Source organism: Albidovulum sp. (assembly GCF_049646345.1).
Taxonomy (GTDB): Bacteria; Pseudomonadota; Alphaproteobacteria; order Rhodobacterales; family Rhodobacteraceae; genus Albidovulum.
This window is the reverse complement of sequence record NZ_JBARVQ010000641.1, coordinates 1-15,582: the sequence shown is the minus strand read 5'-3', so window position 1 is coordinate 15,582 and position 15,582 is coordinate 1. Positions and strand designations below refer to the sequence as shown.

Sequence of the window (15,582 nt, the reverse complement as noted above, 5' to 3'; positions counted from 1 at the left end):
GTTGGATACAGGCTTCGATTTCCTTTCCTGCGACCATCATCAAGTCGGCCATCTCGTCGACCACCACCACGATGAACGGCAGCAACTCGGGGGCGAATTCCTCGGTTTCGAACACCGGATCGCCGGTTTCATCATCGAACCCGGTCTGCACCGTCCGCTCGAACAACTCGCCCTTCGACAGCGCCTCGCGCACCCGGCCGTTGAACCCGTCGATGTTGCGCACGCCCATCTTCGACATCTTGCGATAGCGTTCCTCCATCTGCTCCACCAGTCTAGCTGCCTTGTTGTAGCCGATGCCGAGCTTCCTTTGGATGTAGGACGTGCTGACCTTGCGGTCGCGCAGGACGACCTGCACGGCCTGATCGTAGAGCGCGTCCTCGCCGTCGGTATTGCCCCCGAGCCCGAGGACGAGGTCGATATCGGCCTCTTTCTCATCATCCGGGCCCTCGACCACGCCGGACATGTATTCGGGCGGGCCGTAGGACTTGAGGTGGGTCACGATCTCCTCCACCTCCTCATCACTCACGAACGGCCCGTGGATGCGGGTGATCTTTGACCCGCCGGCCATGTAGAGCATGTCGCCCATGCCGAGGAGCTGTTCGGCGCCCATTTCGCCGAGGATGGTGCGGCTGTCGATCTTCGACGTGACCTGGAAGCTTATCCGTGTCGGGAAGTTGGCCTTGATCGTGCCGGTGATGACGTCGACCGAGGGACGCTGTGTGGCCATGATCAGGTGGATGCCGCTCGCGCGGGCCATCTGGGCGAGGCGCTGGATGCAGGCCTCGATCTCCTTCCCCGCGACCATCATCAAGTCGGCCATCTCATCGACGATGACGACGATATAGGGCAGCGCTTCCGGCATCGTCTCCTCGGTCTCAAAGATCGGATCGCCGGTTTCCTCGTCGAACCCGGTCTGGACGGTGCGCTTGAACATCTCGCCCTTGGCCAGCGCCTCGCGCACGCGGCCGTTATAGCCTTCGATGTTGCGCACACCCATCTTGGACATCTTGCGGTAGCGCTCCTCCATCTCGCCCACGGTCCATTTGAGGGCGACGACGGCCTTCTTGGGGTCGGTGACGACGGGGGAGAGGAGATGCGGGATGCCGTCATAGACGGAGAGTTCGAGCATCTTGGGGTCGATCATGATGAGCCGGCATTCCTCGGGCGTGAGCTTGTAGAGGAGCGAGAGGATCATCGTGTTGATGGCGACGGATTTGCCCGAGCCGGTGGTGCCGGCGATGAGAAGGTGGGGCATCTTGGCGAGGTTGGCGACGATGGGTTCGCCGGCGATGTCCTTGCCAAGTGCCAGCGGCAGGCGGAGGCCCGAGTCTCCGAAGTCGCGGGCGGAGAGGATTTCGCGCAGGACCACCTTTTCGCGGAACGAGTTCGGCAGTTCGATACCGATGACGGTGCGGCCGGGGACGGTCGAGACGCGGGCGGAAAGGGCGGACATTGACCGCGCGATATCGTCGGAAAGCCCGATGACGCGGGAGGCCTTGAGGCCCGGTGCGGGTTCGAGTTCGTACATGGTGACGACAGGACCGGGGCGGACGCTGACGATCTCACCCTTCACGCCGTAATCGTCGAGCACGCTTTCCAGCATCCGCGCGTTTTCCTGCAACGCCTCGTCGGAAAGCGGGCGGCGCTGGACCGAGGAGGGGTTGGCCAGCAGCGAAAGCGGCGGGATTTCATAGTCGCTGCCTGCGGGTTCCTCAAATTTCAGGCGGGGCTGGGCCTCGGCCAGGGCCTGTCGCGAGGGGGTGGGTGCCTTGCGGGTATTGTGCTGGACGATGCTCCGCTGACCTGCGGTGGGCGGGGCGCTGTAATCGTCGTCGGCGTCGAAGGCATAGTCATCACCCCCCTCGGGATCGAAGAGCGGTTCGGCGGTCAGGGGGGCGGTGGTTTCGTCCGCATGCATAGGTGTGCCCGGACGCTGGCCCGGCATGAAACGCGGCGTGGCACTCAGGGGCGGTTCGTCGACAGCGCGGCCAGCGCTGACCGGCGGTTCCGCGCGCATCCTTGGTTCGCCGTCGGCGACATGCACGGTCCGGGTCTTGACCGCATCGGCGATGCGGGCACGGATGCGGTCTTCGGACGGGGCTTCGGTGGTCGAAGCCCAGCGCGAGAGGCGCGGTTCGATCAGTTCGGGTTCCGGATCGGCATAATCCTCATCCTGACGGCCACGGGCAAGGTCGGTCACGCGGGCGAGAAGGCCACGCTTGACGGGCGGTTCGTCAACCACCGGTTCGGCATAACGCGCATCGGCGCGCAGCACGGCGGCACGGACGGCCGGAGAGATTGCAGTTGCGGGCGTATCGTCGCGATCCTCGCGCCAGTCTTCGTCATCCTCAAGCACCGCATCGCGGCGGGCACGGTTGCGTTCTTGCAGGGCCTGCGCCCCACGGACAGAGGCAACCGCCCCCTGCCCCAGCATGCGCATGATCCAGTCATAGCCGACGATGGTGCCGACAAGCAGGAAACGCCCGATGGCGTTCAACTCGCGCCGTTCGAACCCCATGACGAACAGCGTCATGAGAAGCGTGCCGATGGCGAAGAGAAGTGACATGACCTTCAGGCCGAAGGTGGCGCTGACCGGTACGATGCCCAGCACGGCACCCAGAACGGTGTCGCCAAAAAGTCCGCCAAGGCCGAAACTGTGCTGCCAGTCGGGCCCACCAAGATGGGTCGAGGCATAGACCGACATCAGTGCAACCGCGATCGGTGCGAAAATCGCACGCGACAGTGCCCGGTCCTCGCCCCGATGACTGACGAAACGTACACCCCAGGCGGCAAGGATGGCGGCAATGCCCCAGGAGCCGTGTCCGGCAATGACGAAAAGCGGCAGCGCGATGGCAGCACCGAAACGGCCAAGCAGGTTCTGCGCCGGTTCATCGGTCGAGGCGAACCAGCTTGGATCGTCGGGCGAATAGCTCGCCAGCATCATCGCGACCAATAGGGCGGCAATGCAAAGCGCCACGCCCAGAAGTTCCTTGCCGCGCCGTTCCAGTGCGGCCTGGATGTTCTGATCCAGCAGCGGATCGCGCTGTCGTGCCTGGTAAGATGCCATACCCTTGTTCCTCAACCGTAGAGGCAGTCGCGGAGCATCGTCAGCCCGCGCCGCATTTCTTCTTTTGGGGCCACCATCGCAACGCGAATGTAGCCTTTTCCTGGATTGAACCCGCCAACCTCGCGGGCCAGATACGCGCCCGGGAGCACCCTTACCCCCGTCTCGCGCCACGATTTCAGGGCCGCTTCCTCGCCGTCATCGACGGGCAGCCACAGAAAGAAACCGCCTTCGGGGCCCTGATAGCCCTGAACGCTGGCGAAAACCTTGTCCGCGATGCGGAACTTTTCCTGATAGAGCGCGCGGCTCGCTTCCACATGCGCCTCGTCGCTCCACGCCTTTTCCGAGACGTGCTGGATGGGCAGCGGCAGGGGCGATCCGCCATAGCTGCGCAACTGGCGGAAGCGTTTGATCGCCTCGGGGCCACCGGCGACGAAGCCCGAGCGCAGCCCGGCAAGGTTGGAACGTTTCGACAGCGAGTTCATCACCACGATGCGTTCAGGATCGGCACCGATCTCCGCCGCGACCTGAAGCGCGCCGGTGGGCGGCTGGTCGCGCCAGATCTCGGAGTAACATTCGTCCGACAAGAGGATGAAATCGTGCTTTTCGGCCAGATGCAGCAGTTCGGCGATGTAGTCGCGGGTGGCGACCGAGCCTTGCGGGTTCGCGGGCGAACAGAGATAGGCGAGTGCGGTACGGTCGAGGATATCTTTCGGCAGCGCACCGAAGTCCGGCAGGAAGCCGGTGGCGGGGCCTGCGGGCACATAGACGGGTTCCGCGCCGGTGCTGAGGGCGGCCGCCGCATAGGGCTGATAGAACGGGTTCGGCATCAGGACGACGGGCTGCTGGCCGTTCTTCACCTCGGGGCAGAGTGCCAGACAGGCGTCGAAAAGTCCTTCACGTGTGCCGTTCAGGGCCATGATGCGGTCGGGCGGCAGATCGACGCCGTAGCGCAGGCTGAGCCATCCGGCAATGGCGGACAAAAGGCCCGGCGTGCCCTCATTCGGGGGGTATTTGCCAAACTCGCTCAGACGCTCGGCCAGGATCGGGCCGACGAAACCGGGGACCTCGTGACGCGGCTCACCAATGGTCATGACAATGGGCTCGCCACCGGGTGCATGGTGGTCGAGCAAAGTCCGCAACCGCGGAAACGCGTAATCTGGCAGGTTCGAAAACCGCTCGGGAAACGCCATTACTGCCTCAATTCGCGGGGTCGTATCGCCCCGTTTGAATTCCAGATTAGCGGGCTGGCAGGGCCGGGTCCAGAAAAACCAATGCCCTGGCTGGGTTCGGAGGCCCGGATTGTGGCTTTTGAGTCCCCGCCCGGTGAATGGGTTGCATCGGGTTGCGCGGATCAGGGTGGCAACGCCCCGAGATGGGTGTTCCCAATGTCGCGGCGACCGGAATCTACGTCGAATTTGAGCGGACAGGACAGGGCTGCCCTGTCATCGAAAGGGCAAAAGTTGACGCAGGGTCATTCTGGACCGAGCGTGCCGTGATGGTTAACCGCAGCCGCGCGATTCGCAGGCCCTGATATTTGCGCTCATAAATTGTGATTAAAATTTGTCCTCTTGTTGCGACCACCGCAACAAAGCCATTCACGCCCGGCTGATTGGGGTCTGCTGCCTGCGCAGTAGACTCGAATTTTTGACATAAGATGAATAACTGTTCACTTTACGTTATTGTCCGTCTGCATCTGGGTGGGGGCCTCGCAGCACTGACTGTAAGCGAAAGGTTGTTCGCGTGTCGTATCACCAGTACAACGCCGTTTCTTCGGCGGAGATTGTTTCTATTTCCGTTCCGAAAAATACAGATACTGAACGCCGTATTCCCGGCAAACCCGCAGTTAACCGATCACCGGCCCCGCTGAACCGGCGCTTTGAGATCGCCTATCTTGATGCCCAGGGGCAGGTTGATTATGCAACCCGGCTCGCCCCGGCGGTTCCGGAAATCGAGAACGCTTTTTGTGCCCTCGCGCGCGGCAGCGTCATCGCCACGACGGAAGGGCCCGTCGCGATCGAGGATATCGTGCCCGGCATGGTGGCCCACACCGCCGAAGGCCGGGAGGAGACGATCACCTGGATCGGCTCGATGACCCTGTTCCCTCCGAACGCGATGCCGGGCATGACGCCGCGCCGTCTTGTGCGTGTAACGGGCGATGCGTTCGGCGTGGGGCGGCCGATGCCGGATCTCATTCTTGGCCCGTCCGCACGTCTGCTCATCCGCAACATGTCGGGGAACAACAGCGCACTCAGTTCAGCCTATGGTCCCGCTTCGAGTTTCGTCGATGGCGTGAGCGTGATCGAAGTGGCGCCGGTAACGCCGGTTACTGTCTTCCATGTGATGCTCGAACGTCATGGATCGCTGCGTGTCGCCGGACTGGAAATCGAAAGCGTCCACCCGGGCGCCAAGCTGCAAGAACGGCTTGGGCCGGAACTGTCGCAACGGTTCCTGTCCCTGTTCCCGCATTTGCAAAACTTTTCGGAGTTTGGCGTCACCGCGCATCCGCGCCTGACGGCCAATGAAGTCGAGGCGGCTCTGGCCAGCTAGGGCGAGGCAAGGCCGACCGCTTCCGGGGGGAGGACGCAGTGCAGGGACTTCGGTCTCAGGCGCTGCGTCCAAGCCTCTCTTCCAGAACACTGAACGGAACGCCGGGCCTGTCCTTGGCACCACGGATGACCAGTGAGGTTTTCACGCTGGCAACATTGGGGGCCGAGGTCAGTTCCTCGGTCAGGAAGGTCTGGAACGATGACAGGTCCGGGGCCACGCATTTCAGAATGAAATCGATCTCGCCGTTCAGCATGTGGCATTCGCGCACAAGCGGCCAGTCGCGGCATCGCTGTTCGAAGGCCGAAAGGTCGACCTCGGCCTGACTGTGCAGACCGACCATGGCAAAGACCTGAACCTCGAAACCCAGTTCGCGCGGATTGACATCGGCGTGATAGCCACGGATATATCCAGCCTCTTCCAGCGTCCGGACGCGGCGCAGGCAGGGCGGTGCCGAAATGCCGACACGGCGGGCCAGTTCGACATTGGTCATGCGCCCGTCATCCTGCAACTCGGCCAGGATCTTGCGGTCGATTTCGTCAAGACGATTGGCGCCCATCTCTGTCATGCTCCTCGGGTATTTTGCGGAACTTACTTGCGAGAGGTCGAATGCGCAATAATATTTCGCGTTCGCGCAATTTTTTCCTGATACCAGCGAAAACCTCCCGCTGCAATGTCCGCAAGGGCCAGTTGTCGATAGCCAACGATTTGTAGTTGCCCGCCACCCAGGGGGCTTTTAGGCTCGGGCTTCTTATGATCGCTATGGAGCAGGCAGATTGGGACGGACCATTCCGCTTTGGGTGTTATTGCTTTGCCTGATCCTGTGGCTTGTCGTTACAGTCCTGTTCGGCGCGCTGGTCAAATCACAACTCGGCGGGGGCAATACGGCCGGTGGTGCCGGACGCGCCGCCGTTCAGATCGCATCATTTCCGTCCCTCGCAAAGAATGCGCTTGTCGAACTGACCGAACTGTCTTCGGGCGTCCAAAAGGACCTGTCGCTTCGGGTGAAGCGGGGGCCGGAGTGGACTACAGCGGTTTTGCACCCGTACGCTCGGCCGATGGCATTCAGGTCGACGGTCTTTTGGTTCTCGGGGACTCTGATCGCATCGAGCCTGGCTGGCGGGTGCTTGTCGGGGCCTTCAAACTTAACGGTGCAGTGACGAATTCGGCCCTTCTGATGTCGCCCGATCTTGAAATTGTGCACGTCTGGACCCTCGACGAGGTTCCTGTCGGAGAGGTGGAGCCGCGACCGCCACACAAGAAGCTGCCGCACGGCTTCGAGATGTTCCCAAACGGGTCAATCATCTACACATTCGACGGCAGCATGTCGCTGCAAAGCAAGGATGCTTGCGGTAACAGGCTGTGGGCTGCCAAAGGTCCCTTCAGCCATGCCGTGACATCTGACAGCGGCGGGGACACAGTCTGGTCGATCCAGCACGGTCCCGGTACAGGCACCGGCACCGGCACCGGCACCGGTCAGATGGGGGTCGAGGGTATCGCGCAAGCTGCCGTCGAGGATGGAGCAATCATCCGCGAAATACGCATCGATGACATAATCACGGCCAATCCCGACATCGACATTCTCGCCCTTCGCCGGGCGATGCCCAACGAACTGGGCCGCAACCGCCGCAACACGCCCGGGGCATGGATGGCTGACAGTCTGCATCTGAACGATGTTGACCCTTTGCCCGCCCATCTCGCCGCAGTCTTTCCCGGCTTTGATACCGGTGACCTCCTGATCAGTGCCCGATCGCTGAACCTTGTCTTCGTGCTCGACCCAGAGACGCTCCGGATCAAGTGGTGGCAGGTGGGTCTAAGCATCCGCCAGCATGATCCCGACTGGATGCCGAGCGGCGAGATCATGATCTTCAACAACCGGATGGGCCGCGACTATAGCGAGATCATCGCCATAGATCCCCAAACCAACACGAAGCGTGTGGTGCATGACGGGCGTGACACCAACTTCTGTTCCCGTATTCGCGGGAAGGTGCAGATGTTCGATAACGGAACCCTTGCCGTAACGAGCCCGCAGCAGGGGCGCGTCTTCGAGGTCAATCCGGAAGGTGAGGTGGTTCTGGAAATCGTCAACACCAAATCCGGTGACGACGACTTCAACTATGTGATTTCGGAACAGAAATGGCTTCCGCCGGACTTTTTCAGCACCGATCTGCCGGACTGCCTGGCCGATATCCGCGGCCAGTTCGCCGAAGAGAATGCACTTTGATAAGTTGTAGAGTGCCTCGCTGAACCATGCAGCACTGCTTGGCCAAGCCTTAGCGTCGGACACCGCAACAGCAGTGTCAGACGCTGGTATTGAAAGCCTCAGGCGGCTTTGCGGTCCTGTTCAACCTGACGCGCCCATGGCATGGCGATGTCAGCATTCGCACTGTCCTGCAGCACTTTCTTGATCCAGCGGCGTTGCGGTTTCATTCGATCTCTCCTTGCCTCATTTCGCTGTGTATCGGCACTCGTTCCAAGGTGCCTTCCGACACGCGTCAGTGTTGTTAACTGTAGGGCGCAATACGGCAGGGATAGGGCGAATACGTGCAATTTTAGGAAAATCCGCGACACCCCGATCAGGCTGAACCGGGCAGATGGCGGCGTTAATTCATATCCGAATGGCCGAGATCAGGCGGCCGTAATCGGCCTCATGGTGATGCACAGAACGCCGGTAAGAATAGAAGCGATCGGGGTCGGAATAGGTGCAGTGGCGCGTCCATTCCGCCCGCGCCACACCGGCTTTGCGCAGACGGTGCAGTCCGAAAGCCGGCAGATCGAACATCGTCCGATCGCCCTTGCCGCCCGCGAAGAAGCGGGAATAGGACGGGTCTTCCATCAGGAACTCGTCAACGAATTCGGGGCCAACTTCATAGGCTTTCTGACTGATCGTCGGGCCGATGACGGCCACCGTGTCCCGCCGCCGCGCGCCAAGGGCCACCATTGCATCCAGTGTTGCTTCCAGAACGCCCGACAGCGCACCGCGCCATCCCGCATGGGCCGCGCCGATCACGCCAGCATTCTGATCCGCGAACAGAACCGGCTGACAGTCGGCCGTCAGGATCGTCAGTGCCAGACCCGGTTCGGCAGTCACCAGCGCATCCGCCCGCATCGGCGCGGTCAAGGGGCCGGTCACGGTCACAACATCGGCCGAGTGAATTTGATGCACCCCGATCATCGACCCCGTCGATATCCCGAGCGTTCCGGCCACCCGCTCCCGGTTGATTGCCACGGCCTCGGTCTGATCCGATGATCCATGGCCGCAATTCAACCCGGCGAAGATGCCCGATGACGCGCCGCCCTTGCGGGTAAAGAAGCCGTGCCGGAAGGGCGTCAGCGCATCATGGGTCAGAATGTCCATCGTCATCGGCATCAGGCGGGGTCCAATCCGGGCGGCGGGTTGCTGCCATTGGGGTGGCAGGCGATGGCCTTGAACAACTGTCCCATTTCCTCGGGGTGGGTCAAGCGTCGATGCGCCGCGACATGGCTTTCCAGTGCCGCACCGGTAAGGTTTCGCGCAAGCGCCTGTGCGCGTGTAGTGATGCCAAGCCGTTCGAGAAGGACGCCCTGCGCAGTCATGCCGGTCGTGGCCGCACCGTTTGCCGTGAAGGCATTTGCCAGCGCCTCGAAATCGACATGGGCGGTCAGATCGGCCAGCCCCGGTTCGGCAAAGGGATCGACCGGTTTGTGATCCTTCAGCGCCTGAAACGTATCACCGAAAGAGCGCCAGCCACCATAGTCGACGACCAGTGCCGCACCGCCATACGCTGCAATGCGTGCCGCGATCTCACCTGCGATGGCGGGCAAGGCGGGGCAGTGTTCGACGATATCGCCGGGATTGGTGTCAGCCATCCGGTGGGCCAGAAGCGCCGCCGGTGCGGGCGGTGCAAGGCCGGGGGTCAGGCGATCCCCGGTCAGCCCCACCTGACGCTCGGCCCAGCCGTTGGGCCGACGTTCAAACTGGCGGATCGGCAGGGCGTCAAAAAACTCGTTTGCGACAAGAAAGAGCGGCCCGTTGGGCAGAGTGGCGATACTGTCATGCCAGATTGGCGCGTGATGCTTCAGTGTTGCCGCCTGTTTCGCGCGCAAGGCGGGCGAGGCCTCGATCAGATGAAGCTCTGCCGCCTCTGCCATGCCCGGCACCGCGCGGATCGTGCGCAGGATATCGGCCATCAGCGTACCGCGCCCGGGCCCGATCTCGGCCAGCAGGAAGGGTGTAGGCCGCCCTTGATCCATCCAGCTTTGGGCGAGGCAGAGGCCGAGCATTTCACCGAACATCTGGCTGATTTCCGGGGCGGTGGTGAAATCGCCTGCCGCGCCGAGGGGGTCACGGGCCGCATAATAGCCGTGCGCGGGGTTCAGCAGGCATTCGGCCATGTAGTCCGATAGGCTAATCGGCCCCTCGGCGGCGATCCGCGCCGCGATGATCCGCCCGAGCGGTGTCACGCCCGCGCCTTACGCCAGAGCCAGATTCCGGCGACGATCATCGGCAGCGACAGCAGCTGGCCCATTGACAGGCCCAGACCACCGAGATGCACCACATATCCCATCGGATTGTCCGGTGTGATGAACTGGGCATCGGCCTGCCGCACGAATTCGACCGCGAACCGCGACAGCCCGTAGCCGATCAGGAACACCCCGGTGATCAGACCGGGCCGCTTCAGCGCCCCGCGCCGGAAAAGCAGGAAGAGGACAAGACCCAGAATGAGCCCTTCCAGCCCCGCCTCGTAAAGCTGGCTTGGATGGCGGGCGCAGGTCCCGGCAACAATGCCCGCGCAGTCCTGTGCCGCCTCGCCGGGAAAGATCACGCCCCAGGCCTGCTCGGTCGGCCGCCCCCACAATTCCGCATTCACGAAATTCGCGATCCGCCCGAAGAAAAGGCCGATCGGCGCGACCAAAGCCAGCGCATCGGCCAGTTGCAGGCGCGGCACCCCGTAGCGGCGACAGAACCAGAGCCCGGCCACGACGACCCCAAGGAAACCGCCATGAAAGGCCATGCCGCCCTGCCAGATCTGCATGATCTCGCCCGGATGGGCGAGGTAATAGTCGCGATTGTAGACGAAGACATAGACCAGCCGCCCGCCGAGGATCACGCCAAGGATGATCGCGGTCAGCAGATCGTCAATCCGTTCGGGCGCGGTCGGTGACTTGTCGTCGGGCCAGAGCATCGGCCGCCGCATCAGTCCCAGCACGATGCGCCAACCGGCGATGATGCCCACCAGATAGGCCAAAGCATACCAGCGCAGGGTCAGCACCATGAAGCCGAGATCGACCGAAAAGATGTCGTTGGAAATGTCGGGGAAGGGAATGGCAGCGTACATGATGTCTCCTTGGCGCCCCTCTCAGAGCGCGGGGCTGCGACGAAGTCAACCTTGAGCTTTCGGTCCCGGCCCCGCATATAGGCAGCAACATGACCAGGCCCGGCAAGGAGGCGCCCTATGAGCGGACCGAACAAGTTCCTCGACGACATGTCGAAGCTGATGACCAATGCCATGGGCGTGGCGCAAGGGGCCCGGACCGAAGCCGAGACAGCGATGAAATCCCTCATGGATCGCTGGTTGGCTGACCGCGATTTTGTGACGCGTGAAGAATTCGACGCGGTCCGCGCGATGGCCCAGAAGGCACGGGAAGAGAATGAGGCGCTGAAAGCGCGGCTGGATGCGCTGGAGAAGGCAGCTAAGGCCTGATCAGCCGTCGTCGCTTACCGGTTCAGGGTCAAGCAGGTTCTGAAGCTGGTCAATGGCGCCGGTGATGTAGAGCATATTCACGGTTTCCATGATTGCTTCCAGCGCACCAATATAGGCCCTTGTTGCCTCTTCACGCTCGGGGGCGGATAGGGCGTCGCTCTGCACCCTGCGCGCCGCCTGCCACACGGCAAGCACCTGTCCACGAAGCATCGCGGTGCGTTGGGCCAGACCGACATCGTGATCCGGAATTTGGTTCAGAAGCAGCATCTGGATCTCTCGCGTGGCTTGTGGATGCGGTGGGGAAGCGGGCCCGGGGAAAGCGGTGAGCGGGATCACCTCGTTCGGTCTTTCACTTCCCGGTAATGTTCTTCCAGGCGGGCCTCGTAGGCGGCCTTCACGATGTCGCGGCCGGCATCGTCGATCAGTCTTTCCAGCAATTCCCGCCCTTTGGGTCCATGCGACTGGCCATGGGTTACGTTCCGGGTCACTGTCGATTTCAGGCCGGCAGCAAGACACCATGCCTCAAAAGTCGTGCCTCTGGCGCGAAATGCGCCTATGATTGCGCCGTGAAGCATCGCACCCGGCTGGTATCGAAATTCTCTTTTTGCCATAACTGACCTATGGTGCCCGCGTAAGGCTGCGGGGTGGTGCAATGCTATGTATCCGTTTGGATGCTGTCAATAGGAGTGTATCCGATTGGAGGCGCTTTCTTTACGGTTGCGCGAAGAGCGTGAACGCCTCGGCCTGTCGCAGGAGGCATTCGCCGCGCTTGGCGGGCAGAAACGATTGTCGCAGACCCGCTATGAGCGGGGCGAGAGGGTTCCCGACAGCAACTACCTTGCGGCTTTGTCCCGGGCGGGTGTGGATGTCCACTATGTCCTGACCGGCCGACGTTCTGAGGGGGGAGCCCCTGATCCTCTGACACCGGGGGGCCACAGGAGCGGCCAGACCGCCAGAACGCCGGGGTTCTGCGAAAGTGACGCCGAGCCGTTCCGGGGGCCGGACCCGATGGAGAATCGCGTCGGGGCGGTGGCGCGGATGCTGGGGGCCCGCGCCGGTGTCGACGTCTGGAAGGTCAGATCCACGTCCATGGCGCTTGCCGGATACATGCCGGGGGACTTCATCCTGGTCGACACCCGTGCCAGCGTGGGGGCTTCGGCGGGTGATGTCGTCGTGGCTCAGATCTATGACGATGCAGCCGGCACTGCGACCACCGTGCTTCGCCGGTTCGAGCCGCCGGTCCTTGTCTCTGCATCGCAAGTGCCCGATGACCTGCGCGTTCTGGTTGTGGACGGCGAAAAGGTAGCGATCCGTGGCAAGGTCATCGCAAGCTGGCGGATGTAGCCCCACCCAAGGCAAGCGCGACAGACAGCCTCCAAGCCCATCATATCCACAAGATTTTGTGTGTATTAACTAAAAATTACTTTACAGGCCCTCTGTTCGCCTACACCATATCTGGTAAGGGCGGCGGTAACATCTGCCGTACTTTGAGCGGGCACCTAATCCTTGCGGGCTGCCATCCACGCAAGGCCACAACCAGAGAGGCCGGGCATGTCACTATCCGAGGACTTCCTGAACACCGAGGACCTGCATCCGATCGACATTGTCGAGACGCTTGCCACGCATCACGAATGGGATTTTGACCGCGTCACCGACGACCAGATCGCCATGGCGGTCGAAGGTCAGTGGCGCACCTATTCGATCACACTCGCCTGGTCGGGTTATGACGAAACCCTGCGCCTGATCTGCACCTTCGAAATGGACCCGCCGGAAGAGTCCATCCCGGCGCTTTACGAGGCGCTGAACCGGGCCAATGACATGGTCTGGTCGGGTGGCTTCACCTTCTGGCGCGAACAGCGCCTGATGGTCTGGCGCTACGGCCTTGTCCTGTCGGGCGGTCATTTCGCCGGACCTGAACAGATCGACCGGCTGATCGGCGAGGCAGTGACCTCGGCCGAGCGGTTCTATCCGGCTTTCCAGCTCACCTGTTGGGGCGGTGAGAGCCCTGAACGCGCCATGGATGTCGCAATGACCCAGGCCTACGGGCGCGCTTAAGGGGCCTGTCCGGCGGCCGTGAGGTGGGGCTTTCCCTCGGCCGCCGGATCGCTAAGCTGCCTCCCGCGAATGAGGAGGCCTTGATGAACATGGATGACGTGCGGGACCGGGGGCTGGTGCTTCTGGGCTGTGGCAAGATGGGGTCGGCGATGCTGGCGGGCGGGCTGAAGGGCGGGCTTCCTGCTGGATCGGTCTGGGTCACCGACCCCTATCCTTCGGACTGGCTGACGGCGCAGGGCGTGCATCTGAACGAAGCGCTTCCCCCCTCCCCCGCCATCGTGCTGATCGCGGTCAAGCCGCAGATGATGACCGAAGCCCTGCCCGGCATAGCCGCCCTGGGAGGTGGCGCCACGCTGTTCCTCTCGGTCGCCGCGGGGACGACCATCGCGACTTATGAGGCGGTGCTGGGGGCGGGAACACCCATCGTGCGGGCCATGCCCAACACACCCGCGGCCATCGCGAAGGGTATCACCGCGATCACCGGCAATGCCAAGGCGAGCGAGGCGCATCTGAGGCTCGCCGGGGCCCTGTTGTCTGCGGTCGGTCAGGTGGTGCGACTGGAGGGCGAGCATCAGATGGATGCGGTGACGGCGGTCTCAGGCTCGGGCCCGGCTTATGTCTTCCACCTGATCGAAACGCTGGCGGCAGCAGGTGAGGCCGAGGGACTGCCCGGACCGCTCGCCTTGCAACTGGCACGGGCGACGGTCGCCGGGGCCGGGGCGCTAGCCGAAGCGGCGGAGGAGGAGCCGGGACAGCTTCGGGTCAATGTGACCTCTCCGGGCGGGACCACGGCAGCGGCACTGAACGTGCTGATGGATGAGGCGCGCGGCTTTCCCGCGCTTTTGAAAGAGGCGGTGCATGCAGCCGCCGAACGCGGCCGGGAACTGGGCAAATGACGATCAGTTTCGACGATTTCCTGAAGGTCGATATCCGCGTCGGCCGTATCACGCGGGCCGAGCCCTTCCCTGAGGCACGCAAACCCGCGATCAGGCTCTGGGTCGATTTCGGGCCTGAAATCGGTGAACGCAAATCCTCGGCCCAGATCACCCGGCATTACCAGCCTGATGAGCTGGTCGGCAGGCAGGTCCTCGGCGTGGTCAATTTCCCGCCGCGCCAGATCGGACCGGTCAAGTCCGAGGTTCTGGTGCTGGGGGTTCCCGATGCCGATGGCGAGGTTGTGCTGATCGGGCCCGGGCACGAGGTGCCGGAGGGCGGCAGGCTGTTCTGAATGGCCGGTCGGGCAGGCTGAACCGCGCCGCAATCGGCCGTCTGTCAGATCACCGACAGGCCCTGCGCCTCGCGCAGCAGGGCAGCCAAAACCGGTGTATGCGGCTCCCGGTGGGGGGCGATCAGGCCGACGGAATGATGCGCCGCCGTTTCATCCAGCGGAATCACCCGGACCGGTTTGCCGGCCGCCAGAAACTCTGCCATCTGAACCGGCAATATCGTCGACCAGTTGCCCGAGGCGACATGCGCGATCAGGACAACGGTCGAATTGCTTTCGACAGCGCCCGTCACCGTGCGGCCCGCTTCCTGAAAATGCTGATTGATGATGCGCCGGTTCTGCATGTCCGGGGTCAGAAGGCAAAGGGGTTCTTCCGCGATCTCGCCCCATGTGACGGCCTTGCGGGTGGCGAGCGGTGATGTGTCCGAACAGACAAACATGTAGCTTTCGCGATAAAGCGGGACCGTCGTCACCCGCCCGAGCGGTTCATTGTCGAGGTACGAGATACCGGCATCCACCTCCAGATTCTCGATCATCGCCAGAATCTCGACCGAGGTGCGCGACAGGATCGTGAACCGCACATTGGGATGGGCGCGGCCAAAGCGGCCGGTAAGGTCGGCGACGGTCGTCAACGCCGTCGGGATCACCGCCAGCCGCAGGTTCCCGGCCAGCCCTTTGCGGACTGCGCGCATCTCTTCGCGCATGGTGCGGGTATCGGCGACGATCTGACGTGCCCAGACCAGCACCCTTTGCCCTTCGGGCGTCAGTCCGCCAAAGCGGGAGCCGCGCCAGACAAGCTGCACGCCAAGCTGCGCTTCCAAGGCCTTGATCCCTGCCGACAGTGTCGGCTGGGTCACGCCAAGACTGTCCGCCGCGCGACCGAAATGTGTTTCTCTGGCCAGCGCGATGAACATCTCCAGCTTGTCGATCATGATGCCGCACCCGCGATGGTTTCGGTCGTCTCAATACCCAACAGCCCGCGATCCCTATCCTGTCTGCCTGTTGAC

At 62.7% G+C, this 15,582-nt stretch carries 16 protein-coding genes; 7 read left to right on the top strand and 9 right to left on the bottom strand.

Translation table 11 applies throughout. From position 1 onward, the window contains the following. Both WBB85_RS16765 and WBB85_RS16760 read right to left on the bottom strand, forming a co-directional pair. Positions 1 to 3,067: DNA translocase FtsK 4TM domain-containing protein (locus tag WBB85_RS16765; protein ID WP_432639738.1), on the bottom strand; the 3,067-nt coding region annotated here is incomplete at its 3' end. 11 nt (positions 3,068 to 3,078) lie between these two features. Continuing rightward, positions 3,079 to 4,257 carry an aminotransferase class I/II-fold pyridoxal phosphate-dependent enzyme gene (locus tag WBB85_RS16760; protein WP_432639737.1) on the bottom strand — a complete coding sequence of 393 codons (1,179 nt, stop codon included), beginning with the start codon at positions 4,255 to 4,257 and terminating at the stop codon, positions 3,079 to 3,081. A gap of 550 nt (positions 4,258 to 4,807) precedes the next feature. Between WBB85_RS16760 and WBB85_RS16755 the strand changes: the two genes are divergently transcribed. Continuing rightward, positions 4,808 to 5,614, top strand: a complete 807-nt coding sequence (locus WBB85_RS16755) for a Hint domain-containing protein (RefSeq protein WP_432639736.1) — start codon at positions 4,808 to 4,810, stop codon at positions 5,612 to 5,614. Positions 5,615 to 5,669: 55 nt separating this feature from the next. Here WBB85_RS16755 and WBB85_RS16750 read toward each other — a convergent pair whose 3' ends face one another. Continuing rightward, positions 5,670 to 6,170 (bottom strand): Lrp/AsnC family transcriptional regulator, encoded by a 501-nt coding sequence (locus WBB85_RS16750; protein ID WP_432639740.1) that lies wholly within the window; start codon positions 6,168 to 6,170, stop codon positions 5,670 to 5,672. A gap of 462 nt (positions 6,171 to 6,632) precedes the next feature. Here WBB85_RS16750 and WBB85_RS16745 point away from each other — a divergent pair, with 462 nt between their 5' ends. Beyond that, on the top strand, positions 6,633 to 7,835 hold the full coding sequence (locus tag WBB85_RS16745) for an arylsulfotransferase family protein (RefSeq protein ID WP_432639735.1): 1,203 nt from the start codon (positions 6,633 to 6,635) through the stop codon (positions 7,833 to 7,835). 384 nt (positions 7,836 to 8,219) lie between these two features. Here WBB85_RS16745 and pgeF read toward each other — a convergent pair whose 3' ends face one another. From pgeF to lgt, 3 genes are read right to left on the bottom strand one after another with little or no spacing between them, the layout of a single operon-like run. Further along, positions 8,220 to 8,975, bottom strand: a complete 756-nt coding sequence (gene pgeF, locus WBB85_RS16740) for a peptidoglycan editing factor PgeF (RefSeq protein ID WP_432639739.1) — start codon at positions 8,973 to 8,975, stop codon at positions 8,220 to 8,222. 5 nt (positions 8,976 to 8,980) lie between these two features. Next, positions 8,981 to 10,054, bottom strand: a complete 1,074-nt coding sequence (locus WBB85_RS16735; RefSeq protein WP_432639734.1) for a class I SAM-dependent methyltransferase — start codon at positions 10,052 to 10,054, stop codon at positions 8,981 to 8,983. Then, positions 10,051 to 10,929 carry a prolipoprotein diacylglyceryl transferase gene (gene lgt, locus WBB85_RS16730; RefSeq protein ID WP_432639733.1) on the bottom strand — a complete coding sequence of 293 codons (879 nt, stop codon included), beginning with the start codon at positions 10,927 to 10,929 and terminating at the stop codon, positions 10,051 to 10,053. The genes WBB85_RS16735 and lgt overlap by 4 nt, the downstream gene beginning before the upstream one ends. Positions 10,930 to 11,046: 117 nt before the next feature. Here lgt and WBB85_RS16725 point away from each other — a divergent pair, with 117 nt between their 5' ends. Then, positions 11,047 to 11,295, top strand: a complete 249-nt coding sequence (locus WBB85_RS16725) for an accessory factor UbiK family protein (protein ID WP_432639732.1) — start codon at positions 11,047 to 11,049, stop codon at positions 11,293 to 11,295. On the opposite strand, the gene WBB85_RS16720 is transcribed toward WBB85_RS16725, so the two are convergent. Beyond that, a complete protein-coding gene (locus WBB85_RS16720; RefSeq protein ID WP_432639731.1) occupies positions 11,296 to 11,562 on the bottom strand; it encodes a hypothetical protein in 267 nt (88 codons plus the stop codon). 65 nt (positions 11,563 to 11,627) lie between these two features. After that, the gene (locus WBB85_RS16715; RefSeq protein ID WP_432639730.1) at positions 11,628 to 11,783 is read right to left on the bottom strand and encodes a hypothetical protein; all 156 of its coding nucleotides are present in this window, start codon (positions 11,781 to 11,783) and stop codon (positions 11,628 to 11,630) included. A gap of 208 nt (positions 11,784 to 11,991) precedes the next feature. On the opposite strand from WBB85_RS16715, the gene WBB85_RS16710 reads away from it, so the two are divergent. From WBB85_RS16710 to WBB85_RS16695, 4 genes are all read left to right on the top strand, one after another. Further along, positions 11,992 to 12,639 (top strand): helix-turn-helix domain-containing protein, encoded by a 648-nt coding sequence (locus WBB85_RS16710; protein ID WP_432639729.1) that lies wholly within the window; start codon positions 11,992 to 11,994, stop codon positions 12,637 to 12,639. A 207-nt stretch (positions 12,640 to 12,846) separates the two neighbouring features. After that, a complete protein-coding gene (locus WBB85_RS16705; RefSeq protein ID WP_432639728.1) occupies positions 12,847 to 13,350 on the top strand; it encodes a YbjN domain-containing protein in 504 nt (167 codons plus the stop codon). 83 nt (positions 13,351 to 13,433) lie between these two features. Continuing rightward, a complete protein-coding gene (proC, locus tag WBB85_RS16700; RefSeq protein ID WP_432639727.1) occupies positions 13,434 to 14,246 on the top strand; it encodes a pyrroline-5-carboxylate reductase in 813 nt (270 codons plus the stop codon). Further along, positions 14,243 to 14,578: a tRNA-binding protein gene (locus tag WBB85_RS16695; protein WP_432639726.1), complete on the top strand. Its 336-nt coding sequence runs from the start codon at positions 14,243 to 14,245 to the stop codon at positions 14,576 to 14,578. The genes proC and WBB85_RS16695 overlap by 4 nt, the downstream gene beginning before the upstream one ends. A 44-nt stretch (positions 14,579 to 14,622) precedes the next feature. On the opposite strand, the gene WBB85_RS16690 is transcribed toward WBB85_RS16695, so the two are convergent. Continuing rightward, entirely contained in the window at positions 14,623 to 15,507 is an 885-nt protein-coding gene (locus WBB85_RS16690) for a LysR family transcriptional regulator (protein ID WP_432639725.1), read from the bottom strand. Positions 15,508 to 15,582: the final 75 nt, after the last annotated feature.